We start from the raw sequence: 14886 nt of genomic DNA, 5'->3' as shown, positions 1-14886 counted from the left end.
GTAGGTCAACGCTAGCGTTCAACGTCGGCGCGAAGCGCGCCTCGTCTCCTGCACAACTGTAGGTGCCGTCACTGCACCCGCCGCCCCACCCACGACCGCACCGACGGGACCGCCGACGGCAGCGCCTGTACCTGCTCCAACCGCTGCTCCGCCAACTCGCTGCTCGGTGGTGTTGCATGCTGCTACGCAAGCTGCAGATGCCGCCAGGAGCAATGCTGTCGCTATTTTCATGATCCGTATCCTCTCCTTGCGCCGCTAACGCGTGGCAGAAGGGGCCTGTTCCGCGTCGCTGCTCGGCGCGCATGGCCGATAAATTTTCCGGCCCCCCGATCCTCTCCTTCACTTGGGCGTTGCGTGTGAAGCAGTTGAGAGGAGAGCGCCATGAGAGACGGGCACGGAAATCCGCTTACCCCGGAGCAAGTTGACGAGATCAGGCGGCCTTCAGGAGCGCCTGCGGCGGCTGATCAGGATCCGACTCCTGCTTTGATAGCAAAAATCGCGCAAGACCACGGCGTGGACGCTGAAGCAGTGATGGCTGCGCTGGTCGCCCTCCGTCGCGGCCAGGGCACCATGGCTCAGTTCTCCCATCCCACCTTCGGAGGCATGGCCCAATGGTCGGCCGGCGGTATGAGCATGGTCGGTGACATGTTCAACGCGGCAACAAAGGCCAAGCTCGACGGCGTGCTTAAAGATCTCTCGGCCGCACTCGGTCGCGGGGAGATCCCGATGGCTGAGTCACAGAGGGCAGTAGGAGTAGGGGAGGAGCCATCCCTGTCCGACGCCTGGCCGGAAGGCTTGGGGTCACTCGCTGCCACCGGAAGCCAGAACAACCTTCGCTACGGCTTCTTTCCGGAAGCGCGCAAGCTGGTGATCGTCGAGGGTCTTAATCGCACGATCTACGAAACAGGCGATCACATTATTTCCGGTGTGTCACAGCAGCAAGGCGACGGTCAAACCCTGTCTTTCCAAAGTCAATTCGGCTCATTCTCCCTCACCAATCTTGCCCTAAGCGACGATCGATAGATCGTGAAAATGACTTCGATGACGCCGGGCACCCACTCCCCGAACAGCCGGTCGACGAGAACGGAGGTTAGCCCGTCTTGAGGATGGAAGGAATCACGCGGTCCCACCGTCGTCGAACCTACTCGCCGGAGTTTTGGATCACGATTGATTCAAATGGGCTTGGTCGGCAAAGGGGGAGTGGCAGCAGTGGCAAACTGAGGGATTGGTTGCGACGTTCGAGGCGGTTTTATTCGACATTCAGTCGCTCTAGCTGGCACCCGCTTCCGCAAACATTTAGCCCGCCGCGCCCGCAACCAAAGCTTTCTTGGCAAAAGCGCTGGCGAGCTACTTAGACGGGCGCGACGTGCTCTTGGAAAAGAACTCGTAACCGGGATCCGCTCCCTCTGAACACCAGCCGCCTCGCAGGACGAGCGTTGCAAAATACAGAGTTCTTCCGGCGCCGTTCCTGACTCGCACCACAAATTCCCGATTGTCTCCATAGGAAGCTTATCATTCGCCATGTCTGGAAGGCTGTCTAATGCAGCATAGCGCGCTGCTTGGTAATCGGCGAGTTCAATGCCCTCCTCATCGATGAGAATTGAATCACCGTCTGATGTGTCGATGTAAAAGCGAGGCATGACGCTCAAATGCGCAGCTCTCCGCAAAGTTCCTGCGCCGCCCTCCAGGCTTCCTGACCAACCCGGTTAGATTAGCCTCCGTCATTGCCAGCGGGCGGCGCGTTCTATCAGCAAAATCGCCATGCTTCAGGTCTCAGCTAGCGATTTTGCCAACAAACGATAGATGCCGATCGCTCTGGTTGGTCACTGCAATGTCAAGATTGGTTCCATCCTCGCACTTTAGCAGCAACGGGTAGAGGAACGCCGTCGGCTCAAATTTGGAGGTGTCACAGCGCAAATGTCCAGCCCGCCGAGGGCCGTCGACACTCACCATATCGAATATCAGTGAAATCCGGTTGCCCAAATGCGTGACAACCTCCGCTTTTCCCGAGACCATGGATTTTCTCCTACAGCATATCCACGCCGTTTTTACTGCCACCACAGCCGGCGGCATTATCTTTTGATAGGCTGCAAACGCCTTGACGTGATCTCAGCGTTCCGCCAACGGCGTCGCGGCTGCCGCGCTCTCGGAGGTCTTGCGCGCCTGGCCGCGGCGTCCAGTACGGTCCTCATGGTGTTGGGCTGGGCGCCTGACGTCTCATTGGCTTCGGGAGACATTGACTCCCTTATGGGCCATACACTGCTGAGGACATGCGGCGGAAATCGCTGACCGAAACAACCGCGTGCCGTGAATGTTAGCCCTGTAGAGCGCTTCCCTAGCGCTCCAGATTGGTTATAGGAGGAGGAAGCATGCTTGCTTTCGCTGACAAGCTAATGGCGATCCTTGCTGACGGTGGTGAGGAAGGCTTTACTGAACAGGACTTGGCCCTTGCACTTTTTGGTTCGCCTCAGGACGACCGTCAATTGCTTGCGGAAACCTGCGAGCGCCTGATGGCAAATGGCGAAATCGAACGCCGTGGCGAGGGCACGCAAGCCGCCCCCTACACATACCATCTCCCCGTAGACCGCCTGCCGCGGCTCGCTCCCCATTAGACGGCTGCGGTTGCGCCGGATCTTACCTGTGGCGCTGAGCTATCATTCCGGTTGGCTCGTAACACGGTGCCGGCTCGATTAAGCCGCCACCTCCTCGGTGATGATCTCGAATCTCTGCAGCGAGTGCGGCCCGAAAGTGTGGATCATTGGGACGTCGGCCGCGTCCCGGCCGCGCGCCACAAGGACCCGTCCGATGCGGGGAGTGTTATGGCGGGCGTCGAAGGTGTACCACTGGCCGCCGAGGTACGCCTCGAACCACGCGTTGTAGTCCATCGGTGCCGGATCGGGTGGCACACCTATGTCACCCAGAAAGCCATTGCAGTAGCGCGCCGGGATGTTCATGCACCGGCAAAGTGCAATCGCAAGGTGGGTGAAATCGCGGCAAACCCCGACCCCTTCGTTCAACGCCTGCGCGGCTGTTCGGGTGCTCCGGGCACACTGATAGTCAAAGCGAAGCTGCGCGTGCACAAAATTGCAGATTTGTTTGACTCGGTTCCAGCCAGGCTGGTAGTTCCCGAAAAGGTTCCAGGCGGTCGACGACAGTTCATCGACCTCACAGTATCGGCTGGAAAGCATATACTCGATCGTTTCCGCCGGCAGGTCGGCAGGCCAGATTTCGGGCGCATCCCTGTCGAACTGGTCCGGAACGCCCGGGTCGCGCACTAAAATGTCGCTTCTGAAAACGGCGCCGCCCTGCGGCACCACGAGCCGGCGACACCGGTTGCCGAACCCATCTGTGTATTCCTCGACCGGAATGTCGCTGCCGTCTGCGAGAGATACGACCTCCCTAAACTGTCGGCTGATGATGTCCTTCTTGCGGCTGGGATGTGGATCGAGGAGTAACAGACCAGGTATGGGCTGGGCCGTGCTGATCTCGATCCGGTAGCCGACGCGAATTTGCATTGTTGATGTCTCGGTGAGAGTTTCCGACACCGCAAACACCTCGTCATTACTCAATGTTCCTCTGCCATTTGATTAGAATTTAGACGGCATCGCGCGGATGCTGGTCCGACCGGCCCTGCCTCTGGGGGTCAGCGAAACGCGGCGTTATCCCGTTTCCATCGCGATGGCGAGCGCCGCCGCCAGGGACGGAACACGAAAAAAGGCCTGACGTTGAAGGATCGTAGAGGGGACGATCGCGGTGTCAGAAAAGCTGAAATCCTACCGCGCAAAGCGCGATTTCGAGAAGACGAGAGAGCCTAGCGATGATGTCGCCGTTGCGCCTTCAAACCGATTACGCTTCGTCATCCAAAAACATGACGCCACACGGCTGCACTACGACCTGCGCCTCGAGCTCGATGGTGTATTCAAGTCCTGGGCCGTGACGAAGGGACCTTCACTTGATCCCCAGGACAAGCGCCTTGCCGTGGAGGTGGAGGATCACCCGCTTGCCTATGGTGACTTCGAAGGAACGATTCCGAAGGGAGAGTATGGGGGCGGGACCGTCCTTCTGTGGGATCGCGGCTTTTGGGAGCCGGAAGGCAGGCTCAGTCCACAGCGTCAGCTTGCAAAGGGGGACTTGAAGTTCACCCTCCACGGGGACCGGCTCCACGGTAGCTTCGTGCTTGTCAGGATGAGGCGCGACCGCGACGGAGGCAAGCGGACCAATTGGCTCCTCATCAAACACCGCGACGCTCACGCGGTTGATGGCGAAGGAGAAGCCATCTTAAAGACCGACACATCGGTCGCCTCGGGCCGGAGCATGTCTGCGATCGCGGCGGGCAAGGGCCGCTCACCCAAGCCATTTTTGCTTTCCGAGGATGTCCTGACGCCGGATGCGGAATGGGATAGCCGAAAGGGGCTTGCCGCGAAGGAGAGGCGCTCCGCCAAGCCCACTTCGTCGCGAAAGACCGTGGCAGTCAAAATGCCATCGTTCGTCGAGCCACAGTTATGCCGGAGCGTCGAGCGCCCCGCGAACGGCAACGACTGGGTGCACGAGATCAAGTTCGACGGCTATCGCATCCAGATGCGCATCGAAGCCAGCAAGGTCACGTTGAAGACACGCAAGGGCCTCGACTGGTCCTCGAAATTCGCTGCGATCGCTGAGGCTGCCCAGATCCTGCCGGACGCCATCATCGACGGCGAGATCGTCGCGCTCGACAGCCACGGTTCTCCGGACTTTGCCGCGCTCCAGGCTGCCCTGTCCGAGGGCAAGGCGGATGACCTAGTTTTCTTCGCGTTCGACATGCTCTTCGGGGAGGGGGCCGACTTGCGCGAGCTGGCGCTCCTGAAGCGAAAGGAGCGGCTCAAGACCTATCTCGACGAGCACGCCGACGGGGTCGTCCTGCGCTATGTCGAGCATTTCGAAACCGGCGGCGACGCCGTCCTGAAATCGGCCTGCAAGCTGTCCCTGGAAGGGATCGTCTCGAAGGCGACCGATGCGCCCTACGTCTCGGGGCGCAGCGACACGTGGACGAAGGCAAAATGCCGTGCCGGCCATGAGGTCGTCATCGGCGGGTGGTCTACCACCGCCGGCAAGTTCCGGTCGCTGCTCGTCGGCGTCAACCGAGGCTCGCATTTCATCTATGTCGGTAGAGTCGGGACTGGCTACAGCGCCTCCAAGGTCGCTTCGCTTTTGCCAAGGCTGAAAGCCGTCGCTGCGACGAAATCGCCGTTCACGGGGGCGGGCGCGCCGAAGCGCGAGCCGGGCGTGACCTGGTTGAAACCGGAGCTCGTCGCCGAGATCGAATTCGCCGGTTGGACCGGCGATGGCATGGTCCGCCAGGCGGCGTTCAAGGGGCTCCGGGAGGACAAGCCGGCGGAAGAGGTCGAAACCGAACTGCCTGCCGATCCGACGGAGACCGAAACGCCGGCGCCTCCGCCCGCTCGCGCTCGTGGACGTGGCGGCAGAGCCGATGTCATGGGCGTCAGCATCAGCCATCCCGACAAGCCGTTATGGCCCGATGCAGAAGACGGCCGTCCCGTCTCCAAGCAGGAACTGGCGGAATATTTTGAGGCCGTCGGCGAATGGCTGCTGCCGCATATCAGGGGGCGGCCGTGCTCCCTTGTACGTGCGCCCGATGGAATCGACGGGGAGAAGTTCTTCCAGAGGCACGCCGGCATGGGCACTTCTAACCTGTTCGAGCTCGTCCGCGTCTTCGGCGACAAGAAGCCCTACCTCCAGATCGATCGGATCGAAGCCCTAGCGGCGGCAGCTCAGATCGGGGGCATCGAGCTCCATCCCTGGAACTGCGCCCCAGGCGACCCGGAGGCGCCCGGGCGACTGGTCTTCGATCTGGATCCAGGACCGGGCGTCAGTTTTGGCGATGTGATTGCTGCCGCGCGGCAGATGCGCGAGAGGCTCGAGGCTCTGGGCCTCCCCACCTTCTGCAAAACGACGGGAGGTAAGGGCCTTCACGTCGTTGCGCCATTGGCCGCCGGCAAACGCGCCTCCGTCGACTGGCCCAAGGCCAAGGATTTCGCGCGCCGTGTCTGTGCTGAATTAGCCGGCGAGGAGCCGACGCGTTACGTGGTCAACATGGCCAAGCGGCTGAGGAACGGCCGCATCTTCCTCGACTATCTGCGCAACGACCGGATGGCGACGGCGGTCGCCCCGCTATCGCCCAGGGCGCGGCCGGGGGCGCACGCGTCGATGCCATTGACCTGGTCGCAGGTCAAATCTGATCTCGACCCCAGCCGTTACACCGTCAGGACCGTCCCTGGCCTGCTCCAGAAGACCAAGGCCTGGGCAGAGTACGACGCCGCCGCCGGATCGATCGCTGACGCCATCAAGAAGCTGCGCAAGCGCGGCGAGGCCGCGTGAACGACTGCCGAAAGCGCTCGATAAGGAACGATCGTACGTGGCGGGGCGTTCTCCGGGACGATTGGGAGATGTGACCATGGCGCCGCGGACCTTCTGGAAGGGCTACCTGAAGCTGTCGCTCGTGACCTGTCCCGTGGCGATGATGCCGGCGCATTCCGACAGCGAGAAAGTCCGCTTCCATACGCTCAACCGCAAGACGGGAAACCGCATCCAGAGTCGCTTCGTCGATGCGGTTACCGGTAAGCCGGTCGCTGACGACGATGAGGTCAAAGGCTATCCGAAGGGCGACGACGAATACGTCGTCCTGGAGGATGACGAACTCGATGCTGTTGCCCTGGAAAGCACTCGGACGATCGACATCGAGACCTTCGCTCCACGCTCGTCCGTCGGGTGGATCTGGTACGATACCCCCCATTACCTCGTGCCCGACGCCAAAGTCGGGGAGGAGGCGTTTTCCGTAATCCGCGAGGCGATGAAACGGACCAAGACGGTCGGCATCTCCCGCGTCGTACTCTACCGCCGCGAACGCGCCGTGCTGTTGGATGCCCGCGATAATGGCATCATTCTCTGGACTTTGCGGTATGGCGACGAGGTCCGGCCGGAGAAGGACTACTTCGCGGGGATCGACAAGGCGGAGCCCGAAGCCGACCTTCGTCCGCTGATGGACAAGCTCATTACGACCCGGACGAAGGACTGGTCGCCTGAGCTTGCGAAGGATCCTGTCCAGGACGAGTTGCTCGCGATCATCAAGGCGAAGCAGAAGGGGCGCAAGCCCGCCAAGGCGGCAGCGCGTCAGCCCACCGAGGGTAACGTCGTCAACATCATGGATGCGCTCAAGAAGAGCCTCGAGCCCCGGCGGAAGTGATCAGCTCGCCTTCCTGCGCAGAGCCTGCTTCGCAGAGGCGGGCGCCTTCGCCGACTTCTTGCCATCGCCTGCCTTTGCGCTCTCCCGCAACGCGTCGAGAAGGCTGACGACCTTGGTGGGCTCGGGCCGCTTCTGCGGCTTGATCTTCCGCCCTTCGACCTTCGCCTGAACGAGCTCGGCCAGCGCGCTTTCATAGCGGTCGTCGAACTCCTTGGGATCGAACTCGCCGGCTTTGGTCTTGATGATGTGCTCGGCCAGTTCGAGCATCTCGTCGTCGATCTTGATGGCGGGCACGTCGCTGAACGCGTCCTCTGCCGAGCGAACTTCGTAATCAAAGTTCAATGTCGTAGCGAGGAGGCCGTCGCCGTGAGGCCTGATCAGGATTGACCGCATCCGGCGGAAGATCACTGTTCGGGCGAGCGCGGCCGATTTTCGGCCCTTCATCCCCTCCCGGATCAGCGCAAAGGCCTCTGACGCGACAGCGGTGCTGGGCGAAACGTAATATGGTTTGTCGAAGAAAATATCATCGATCTCGTCGCAGGGCAGAAACGTCTCGACGGTGAGGGTCTTGTCGCTTTCGGGGATGGCGGCCGCAATCTCTTCGGGCTCAAGCATGACGTAGTCGCCATCGCCCTTGTCGTACCCTTTCACCTGATCCTCAGTCTCCACCGGCTTGCCCGAGACCTCGTCGATGAATTGGCGGTGGACGCGGTTTCCGGTCTTGCGGTTCAGCGTGTGGAACGAGATCCGCTCGGACGTCGAGGCCGCCGTGTAAAGCGACACCGGACAGGTGACCTCGGCGATCTTGAGAACGCCTTTCCAGACAGCACGCGGAGCCATGCGATTCCCCTGGGTTACGTCCTTGAAATCAACGCGAGCGAGGAACTAGCCGGTGATGGCGATGGTTCCCATCCAATCGCGTGTCCGGGAGGAGCCGACTCGATGGCCCACGAAGATGTCGTCATTGCCAAGGCTCTGAATGCGGGTCTGCGCCGGCTGCTCGTAGCTGCCTTTGTTCACACGAGAGCAACGCCATCCGATTCTGAACAGGTCCCCGCGCTGCATGAGGCCTTCAAACGAGAAATTGCTCGCCTTGTTGTGCGTGGGAAAACTGAAGCCGGAGTGGATATCGAGCTAACGACGGCCGTCCGAAAGAGCCTTCGACTTTTCGTGGACGCGGCCTACCGCGAGGCTATCGACGAGCCATCGGCCGGCCTGCCACTGCAGTAACCAGGCTGGGACAGTAGCTGCAACCGACAAGAAGGTGACGGCTGGCGGCCAGCGGCATCAACCGCAAAGCTGCCTGACATTCTGCGCGCCCGGAAAAGCCGGCCGCGCGCGCCGTTCGCGGGGCGATATGAAGGCCTAGTAGTGCCACATATCGCGTTGGTCGTTGTCGTGGGAACCCTAGCATCAGCCGGCCGAACCCGGCTCCGCCATCTTCCGGTGCTGCTTGGCGAGAGTTTCCGCGGGTGTGACATTGGCAAGGGAAGACTGGATCTTGTTCTTCCACCCGCTTACGACATCGCCTTCGCCAGCCATCAGTGCCTCGTAACCCGCCTTGGCCACGTCCTTGGGGTCGTCTTTCTCATCCTGCCCGATCTTCGTGTCCAAGAGACCGGCGCGCTCGAAAAAGCGGGTTTCGGTTGCTCCTGGCATGAGGCACGTAACCGTGACGCCGGTGTCCCTGAGCTCCTCGCGCAGGGCGAAGGAAAAGGAATCGATGAAGGCCTTGGTTCCGTTATAGATCGCCTGGAACGTCCCTGGCATGAAACCAGCGATCGAACCGGTGATCAGGATCCGCCCTTCGCCGCGGTCCCGCATCTGCCGCCCAATCTTCTTGAGCAACAGCAGCGTGCCAACGATATTCGTGTCGATGACACGCAACCACTCCGCGTCGTCCTGGTCGAGGAAACCGTGTCCGAGCCCGCGCCCGGCATTGGCGAAGAGCAAATCAACCGGCCGCCCAGCTTTGGCGATTTCGGCATTCAATTCTCCAACGCCCTCCTCATCGCTGAGGTCGGCGACGACCGAAACAACCTTTGCTCCGGCGGCTCGCAGGTTCTCGGCTGCCTCATGGATGTCCGTTTCATCGGCCGCAATGATGAGGTCATATCTATCCGCCGCGGCGAGCCGCGCTAACTCTAAGCCGATTCCACTTGATGCACCGGTGATAACGGCGAGCTTTCCAAATCCTTAAGCCATGTGGTGTTCCTTCACGGGGTTAGAACGACCTTGATGCAGCCGTCCTCCTTGTCGCGGAATGTCTGGTAGAGACCCGGTCCATCCTCGAGCCCTGCCCGGTGGGTGATGACGAAGGAGGGGTCGATCTCGCCGGAGGTAATCTTCTCGAGCAGCGGCGCGAGATACTGATGGGTGTGCGTCTGACCCGTCTTGAGCGTCAGGCCCTTGTTCATAAAGGCGCCCATGGGGATCTTGTCGAGAAGGCCGAAATAGACGCCGGGCATCGAGATGGTGCCGCCCTTTCGGCAGCACATGATCGCCTCTCGGAGCGCATGCGGACGATCAGTCGCGAGATAGGCCGCAGCCTTGATCTTGTCGACAACGGCGTCGAATGCTCCGCTTCCATGCGCCTCGGCGCCGACGGCATCAATGCAACGATCCGGGCCGCGCCCAGCGGTCATCTCCATCAGCCTGTCGTAAACAGGGCCGTCATCGAAGTTGACGATCTCAGCTCGACCCTTGGTGGCCGCCAGCGCGAGCCGCTCTTGAACGTTATCGATCGCGATTACCCGGCCTGCTCCGAACATCCAGGCGGACTGAATCGCAAATTGCCCTACAGGACCACAGCCCCAGACGGCGACCGTATCGCCTTCTTCAATCTGGGCGTTCTCCGCAGCCATGTATCCGGTTGGGAAGATGTCGGAGAGGAAGAGCACCTGTTCGTCGGAAATGCCGTCGGGAACCTTGATCGGGCCGACATCCGCATAGGGCACGCGCAAATATTCCGCTTGGCCTCCTGGGAATCCCCCAAGCATGTGAGAGTAGCCGAAGAGGCCCGAGGGCGACTGGCCCATCGCCTTTCTGGCCTGATCCGCATTTGGGTTGGAGCGGTCGCAGAGAGAGAACAATTGCTTGCGGCAGAAGAAGCAGTCGCCGCAGGCAATGTTGAAGGGGACGACCACCCGGTCGCCGACTTTGAGCTGCTGAACTCCCCGGCCGACCTCAACAACCTCCCCCATTGTCTCGTGACCCAGAACGTCGCCGGCCTTCATTGCAGGCGTATAACCATCGTAAACGTGCAAATCGGAACCGCAGATCGCGCAAGCGGTCACCTTGATCACCACGTCGCCGGCGTCTTGGATTTGCGGGTCAGGAACGGTCTCGCAGCGGATGTCGCCTTTGCCGTGCCAGCAGAGTGCTTTCATGTTCGGGTCGTCCTCTTGACCCCCCGTTGCTGCCAACGCGTCGTCCCTTCTCCCGTTCCGCAGGAAATGGCGAAAACTCAATTGGTTGCCGAACAAGCCTCCCTGCCAAATTTTTGAAAAAGGGGGGCCAGCCGAGGGCCGCATACCCATTTCCCGCGGGTTATTCCTCGAGGGGTCAAGCTGCTAGGATGTCTAGGCGCGTTCGGCTTTGCCGAAGCAGACTGGTCTTGGCCAGAAAGGTCGCAGAGGACCTCCAAAAAAGTCCACTGCGACATTCTGTAATTTGTGGGCTAAAGCGGCTTCCCGAGTTCTTTGGCGACCGCAGCCGTACTGGAGCCGACTTTACTTACTGCCGCCTTTAGCTGCTCCGCGCTCACTGACCACTTTTGAGACCAGTACTTCACCTCGTGCGGTTCATTTACATTGATGCGGGAGCGGTCCCGCCCACCGCGGTTTGTAAGATCATCCGGCATTGTCGCCTCCGATTATTGAGACCGAAGAAGCGTGATGTCCGGCGAATGTTCCACGAGGGCAGCCACTGGGAATACTTGGAAGGTCACCCAGCGTATTGCCACATCGTGAATCCCGTGCTGTCGGGCCGAGGATTTCCGGACTTACCAGGAACAAAGGCTGGGCCAACCCGTCTGACTGTTTATAGCGCCAGCGGGGAGAAGGTCATGAGTAATGAATTTGAAATGCAGAAGAAAAGGACCGCGGAGCGCGCGGATCTGCAAAGCGAGCTAGCGGGAGGGCAGCCGATGACGCCCTTACTCGCGGACGATCACTCGAGCGCAAATCCCGCTCTCGAAACGCCCGTGGAAGGTCGACAAGGATTTCTTGGGCGGCCTGTCCTCGCGGTGCTTATTGGCGGCCTCATACTCGTTGGCATCGCTTGGATCGTGGTGCACTACGTCGCGGGATAATACTGAGCGCGTTATGATCCGACGCTCTCTTGGCGCCGATTTGCCAATCTCAGAGGACTGCTTTCCCCTCTATGCTTGCGAGGGCGGAGCCGTAAATCCGCAGGCGTCGCCACCGACGATTCCGTCAGTTGCCCACGGCCGGGTGGCTGGGTCCAAGTCCGCCCATATCTGGAGAGAGAGGCAAGACGAGACCTATAGCGGGACTGGGGAACCTTCCAGGGGAAGATGCCGTTTGATTGTGCATCGCGGCACGCGCCGTCCACTTCTCAGGAGACAATCATGAAGACGTTTCTCATCGCGACCCTGATCGCCTCCGCCACATCGCTAAGCGCTCTGGCTCAGACGTCGACCACGGCCCCCACACCCGCACCGAACGCCGAGGCTGACAAGAATGCGCCGCTCCCGGGAGCCAACAGTTTTACCGAAGGCCAGGCAAAGAGCCGCCTCGAATCCAACGGCTATTCGAATGTCGGCGCCTTGCAGAAGGACGATAACGGCGTCTGGAAGGGCACGGCTACGCACTCCGGCGCTCAGGTCAACGTCTCGGTCGACTACCGCGGCAACATCACCCGCAACTGAGCTGTGCCGCTCGCAACGCTAACCTGGAGACGAAAATGACCCGTACCATCACCCGTTCCTACGACAATTATGAAACCGCGCGCTCAGTCGTCGAGCAATTGGAAGCAGCCGGCGTCTCAAGCAGCGATGTCAGCCTCGTTGGTCGCAACGGCGATTCCAATGAGACTAACGCCGCGGAGGGAGCCGGCATCGGGGCAGGGGTCGGGGGGGCCGCCGGGTTGCTGGCCGGTCTCGGCATGCTGGCCATCCCGGGCATTGGCCCCGTAGTAGCGGCGGGGTGGCTTGCTTCGACAGCGGCGGGCGCCGTTGCCGGTGCGGCGGCGGGAGGCCTGGTCGGCTCGTTTGTGAAGGAAGGTCACGACAGGGACGAGGCGGAATATTACGCGGAGACGGTGCGCCGTGGCGGTTCGGTCGTCTCGGTGCGCACCGAGCCCGAGCATGAAGCCACCGTGGAAGCGATCCTCGATGGCGCGAGCCCGATCGACCGCGCGAGCCGCGAAGCGGATTACCGTGCGGGTGGTTGGAGTAGGTTCGATGAGAACGCGGGCCCCTATCGGCCGCCGGTCGTTTAACCTGGGCGCAGCATCACCGGCCCCTGGGATTCCTGGGGCCGATCCGCCGACGCACTCCCGGTTGGGTACGGCCTTTTCCATTGCGGTGAGGCCTCTTGAAGGGGATCGCCAGCGTCCTAGATTTTCCTCACGTTAGCTTAGCAACGTGAGGAGACCATGCCCTTTTCATCGTTGCACGATCCATCCGACTTGGCTCGCGCCTACGCAGCTATGGAAGCCGCCTGGAACCAGGTAGTCGACATGATCCCTGAAGCGCTACGTCAGGAAGAACGCCAGAGACTTGCCTACATTGTCGCGGCCTGTGCACCGCTTGCCTTGGATGAGGACGACCTCACTCAGAATGCGCTGCAACAGTTCCGGCAGCGTTCCCGACAAGCCGGTGCATTAGGGACGTAGTCGAAATCTGCTGTGCAGCACTGGTGAGGTGCAGAGTCAGGAGGCGGCGGCCCGATCCGCGAACGTCCGGCTGGGCCTGCCGCGACAGCCGCTTATGGAGGGACAGAATGTCGGCCGTCGAATCTCGGAGGCTTCGTGCTCACTCCGCAATCGGCCAAGCTTGGTCGATCGCCATGTTGACAGCGGCGATAAGCGTAATCGTTGTTGTGCTGTTACGCTGATCGCCACTGCAATTCTTCGCCGTTCGATAGAGTCGAGACGGAAACCACAACAGCTTCATTTATAAACTGCCGCCGAGGCCATCTTCATCAGTCACCGACCATGAACAGTGATGATGGTGTAAGCGAAGCGGGGCTGAGTAAGATGGCCCACGGCAGCCTCTGCGGCGTCGGCGAGCTACAAAGCTGCCGGGCGGCGCCTTCCGAAGCGCTGATGTTTCTTCCCATTCCTCCACGGCCGCTAGCAGCGCGACCAATTCGGCAGCCTCCGCGCCATCCAGAATCGACTGCGTTCGCAACTCCTCGGCCCGCTTCAATGCGGCCTCATAGGCTTCGTCCGTCTGGATCGTAAACACTGTCCACTCCGAGAATCGGTCCCTCAATTTTCGAAACGATTAGATTTACCGACTGTTCCGGCTCGGTTGCTCGGAGTGTTGGTCCGTCTTCTCTCATTGCTACCCAGGGGCCGTCGCACATTGGACCCGCCGCGTTTTCCATTAGGCTCGGTCGTTGTCCGCTGCGCTGCCTTGAATCCTTCCCATCGGCGCAGCGATGCTCCGACCCCATTCGGGTCGGGGGATCGCCGCGCCAGAATTGGGGACGGATGGACTAAAGATGTCGCTGCAGGAAACCTCGTGCACGCGCGATAGCATCCGGCAGCGATGCGAGTGAAAGCCCGTGACCCTCGCCGGGATAGATATGGCTTTCGACCGTACCGCCTTGCGCTTTGATGTGACGCTCGATCGCCGCCGCGTTGGCGACGGGGACGACCCGGTCCGCGCCCCCGTGCAGGATCAGTGTCGGCGGCAGCGGTCGCCCATCGCGGAGCCCGGCCGGCTCGAAGCCGAAAAAGTTGACCACAGCGTGGATCCGCGGCGAACGGGCCGCAAGCGCGAGCGCCAAGGCTCCACCTAGCGAGAAGCCAACGATGCCGACGCGGCCGTGCTGCGCCCCAAACGCTGGATCTCCGAGAACTATCTCAACCGCCTCCCGCCACAGCGGAAATTTCAAACGAATGTCGCCATAACGCGCGCGAGTATCACCCGTTGCCTCGAAATACCGAGGGAGCAGGACGGCGTGGCCGGCATCCGCAATCATCTGAGCCGCGAGCCGATAACGAGCTGCGTTGGTGAGGCCATCCGAGCCGTGCAGCAGGATCACAGTCGATGGCGCTCCCTGCGCCGGGCCGAACCGGTCAACCGTTACGCTCGCTCGCGCGCTCGTCGCGCTTGGGGCTGCTGAACTTCCGACCGCGGCGAGGAATAATCTTCGGTCGATACCACTCACTCCGCAGCCTCGGACCACCGCTGTTTGGCTTCCGCGGCCGACACAATCAGTTTGACGTTACTACTCTCGACCGCCACGACCAATCCGAGGTCGAGATAGTGGTGTGCGCCCCCAGAGTCAGTGTCGTTCTTTTTCAGCTTGAGGAGCTGCCCGCTCAGCCCGTCGATGGTCCCGACGAGGCCGCCATCCGCGCCGGTGACTTGCTGGCCTTCCTTGATCTGCTCAACGAACATCATGAACCGGCTCCATGGTGAGTGCTTCCGCTCCGGGCAACGGGAGCCA

The 14886-nt window shown here is 61.1% G+C and carries 16 protein-coding genes; 8 read left to right on the top strand and 8 right to left on the bottom strand.

Annotation, left to right across the window (positions count from 1 at the left end; all coding sequences use genetic code 11):
• Positions 1–381 precede the first annotated feature (381 nt).
• Positions 382–1023 carry a hypothetical protein gene (locus tag EV560_RS05875; protein ID WP_248311917.1) on the top strand — a complete coding sequence of 214 codons (642 nt, stop codon included), beginning with the start codon at positions 382–384 and terminating at the stop codon, positions 1021–1023.
• A gap of 149 nt (positions 1024–1172) precedes the next feature.
• Here EV560_RS05875 and EV560_RS36840 read toward each other — a convergent pair whose 3' ends face one another.
• On the bottom strand, positions 1173–1640 hold the full coding sequence (locus tag EV560_RS36840) for a DUF6894 family protein (protein WP_465246989.1): 468 nt from the start codon (positions 1638–1640) through the stop codon (positions 1173–1175).
• 729 nt (positions 1641–2369) lie between these two features.
• Here EV560_RS36840 and EV560_RS05870 point away from each other — a divergent pair.
• A complete protein-coding gene (locus tag EV560_RS05870; RefSeq protein WP_131854811.1) occupies positions 2370–2612 on the top strand; it encodes a hypothetical protein in 243 nt (80 codons plus the stop codon).
• 78 nt (positions 2613–2690) lie between these two features.
• Here the strand turns inward: EV560_RS05870 and EV560_RS05865 are convergent, their stop codons facing one another.
• Positions 2691–3515, bottom strand: a complete 825-nt coding sequence (locus tag EV560_RS05865) for a transglutaminase-like domain-containing protein (protein ID WP_131855474.1) — start codon at positions 3513–3515, stop codon at positions 2691–2693.
• Positions 3516–3753: 238 nt separating this feature from the next.
• On the opposite strand from EV560_RS05865, the gene ligD reads away from it, so the two are divergent.
• Together ligD and ku (EV560_RS05855) are read left to right on the top strand one after the other, a co-directional pair.
• Complete coding sequence (ligD, locus tag EV560_RS05860) at positions 3754–6375, top strand: DNA ligase D (protein ID WP_131854810.1); 2622 nt, start codon at positions 3754–3756, stop codon at positions 6373–6375.
• Positions 6376–6451: 76 nt separating this feature from the next.
• Positions 6452–7240 (top strand): non-homologous end joining protein Ku, encoded by a 789-nt coding sequence (ku, locus tag EV560_RS05855; protein ID WP_131854809.1) that lies wholly within the window; start codon positions 6452–6454, stop codon positions 7238–7240.
• Here ku (EV560_RS05855) and ku (EV560_RS05850) read toward each other — a convergent pair whose 3' ends face one another.
• The gene (ku, locus tag EV560_RS05850; RefSeq protein ID WP_131854808.1) at positions 7241–8080 is read right to left on the bottom strand and encodes a non-homologous end joining protein Ku; all 840 of its coding nucleotides are present in this window, start codon (positions 8078–8080) and stop codon (positions 7241–7243) included.
• Positions 8081–8182: 102 nt separating this feature from the next.
• Between ku (EV560_RS05850) and EV560_RS05845 the strand changes: the two genes are divergently transcribed.
• Positions 8183–8470 carry a hypothetical protein gene (locus tag EV560_RS05845; RefSeq protein ID WP_131854807.1) on the top strand — a complete coding sequence of 96 codons (288 nt, stop codon included), beginning with the start codon at positions 8183–8185 and terminating at the stop codon, positions 8468–8470.
• Between the two features lie 183 nt (positions 8471–8653).
• Here the strand turns inward: EV560_RS05845 and EV560_RS05840 are convergent, their stop codons facing one another.
• The 3 genes from EV560_RS05840 to EV560_RS05830 form a co-directional block, all read right to left on the bottom strand.
• Positions 8654–9415, bottom strand: coding sequence for an SDR family NAD(P)-dependent oxidoreductase (locus tag EV560_RS05840; protein ID WP_131854806.1), 762 nt, complete (start codon positions 9413–9415; stop codon positions 8654–8656).
• Positions 9416–9456: 41 nt separating this feature from the next.
• Positions 9457–10629 (bottom strand): zinc-dependent alcohol dehydrogenase, encoded by a 1173-nt coding sequence (locus EV560_RS05835; protein WP_131854805.1) that lies wholly within the window; start codon positions 10627–10629, stop codon positions 9457–9459.
• 290 nt (positions 10630–10919) lie between these two features.
• Positions 10920–11102, bottom strand: a complete 183-nt coding sequence (locus tag EV560_RS05830; protein ID WP_131854804.1) for a DUF3606 domain-containing protein — start codon at positions 11100–11102, stop codon at positions 10920–10922.
• Between the two features lie 729 nt (positions 11103–11831).
• Between EV560_RS05830 and EV560_RS05820 the strand changes: the two genes are divergently transcribed.
• From EV560_RS05820 to EV560_RS05810, 3 genes are all read left to right on the top strand, one after another.
• Positions 11832–12131, top strand: coding sequence for a PepSY domain-containing protein (locus EV560_RS05820; protein ID WP_131854803.1), 300 nt, complete (start codon positions 11832–11834; stop codon positions 12129–12131).
• Between the two features lie 35 nt (positions 12132–12166).
• Positions 12167–12703, top strand: coding sequence for a general stress protein (locus EV560_RS05815; protein WP_131854802.1), 537 nt, complete (start codon positions 12167–12169; stop codon positions 12701–12703).
• 156 nt (positions 12704–12859) lie between these two features.
• A complete protein-coding gene (locus EV560_RS05810; protein WP_131854801.1) occupies positions 12860–13099 on the top strand; it encodes a hypothetical protein in 240 nt (79 codons plus the stop codon).
• A gap of 827 nt (positions 13100–13926) precedes the next feature.
• Here the strand turns inward: EV560_RS05810 and EV560_RS05805 are convergent.
• Positions 13927–14478 carry a dienelactone hydrolase family protein gene (locus tag EV560_RS05805; protein ID WP_165923346.1) on the bottom strand — a complete coding sequence of 184 codons (552 nt, stop codon included), beginning with the start codon at positions 14476–14478 and terminating at the stop codon, positions 13927–13929.
• A gap of 122 nt (positions 14479–14600) precedes the next feature.
• The gene (locus EV560_RS05800; RefSeq protein ID WP_165923345.1) at positions 14601–14840 is read right to left on the bottom strand and encodes a DUF2171 domain-containing protein; all 240 of its coding nucleotides are present in this window, start codon (positions 14838–14840) and stop codon (positions 14601–14603) included.
• Positions 14841–14886: the final 46 nt, after the last annotated feature.

It is taken from the genome of Allobosea sp. BK604 (genome assembly GCF_004341515.1).
Taxonomy (GTDB): Bacteria; Pseudomonadota; Alphaproteobacteria; order Rhizobiales; family Beijerinckiaceae; genus Allobosea.
Note: the sequence above shows the minus strand (reverse complement) of the source record. Positions and strands in the feature narration are given on the sequence as shown.

Coding starts and splice junctions, on each gene's coding strand:
- EV560_RS05875 (WP_248311917.1), top strand. CDS start 382: ATGAGAGACGGGCACGGAAATCCGCTTACCCCGGAGCAAGTTGACGAG.
- EV560_RS36840 (WP_465246989.1), bottom strand. CDS start 1,640: ATGCCTCGCTTTTACATCGACACATCAGACGGTGATTCAATTCTCATC.
- EV560_RS05870 (WP_131854811.1), top strand. CDS start 2,370: ATGCTTGCTTTCGCTGACAAGCTAATGGCGATCCTTGCTGACGGTGGT.
- EV560_RS05865 (WP_131855474.1), bottom strand. CDS start 3,515: ATGCAAATTCGCGTCGGCTACCGGATCGAGATCAGCACGGCCCAGCCC.
- ku (WP_131854809.1), top strand. CDS start 6,452: ATGGCGCCGCGGACCTTCTGGAAGGGCTACCTGAAGCTGTCGCTCGTG.
- ku (WP_131854808.1), bottom strand. CDS start 8,080: ATGGCTCCGCGTGCTGTCTGGAAAGGCGTTCTCAAGATCGCCGAGGTC.
- EV560_RS05845 (WP_131854807.1), top strand. CDS start 8,183: ATGGCCCACGAAGATGTCGTCATTGCCAAGGCTCTGAATGCGGGTCTG.
- EV560_RS05835 (WP_131854805.1), bottom strand. CDS start 10,629: ATGAAAGCACTCTGCTGGCACGGCAAAGGCGACATCCGCTGCGAGACC.
- EV560_RS05830 (WP_131854804.1), bottom strand. CDS start 11,102: ATGCCGGATGATCTTACAAACCGCGGTGGGCGGGACCGCTCCCGCATC.
- EV560_RS05820 (WP_131854803.1), top strand. CDS start 11,832: ATGAAGACGTTTCTCATCGCGACCCTGATCGCCTCCGCCACATCGCTA.
- EV560_RS05815 (WP_131854802.1), top strand. CDS start 12,167: ATGACCCGTACCATCACCCGTTCCTACGACAATTATGAAACCGCGCGC.
- EV560_RS05810 (WP_131854801.1), top strand. CDS start 12,860: ATGCCCTTTTCATCGTTGCACGATCCATCCGACTTGGCTCGCGCCTAC.
- EV560_RS05800 (WP_165923345.1), bottom strand. CDS start 14,840: ATGATGTTCGTTGAGCAGATCAAGGAAGGCCAGCAAGTCACCGGCGCG.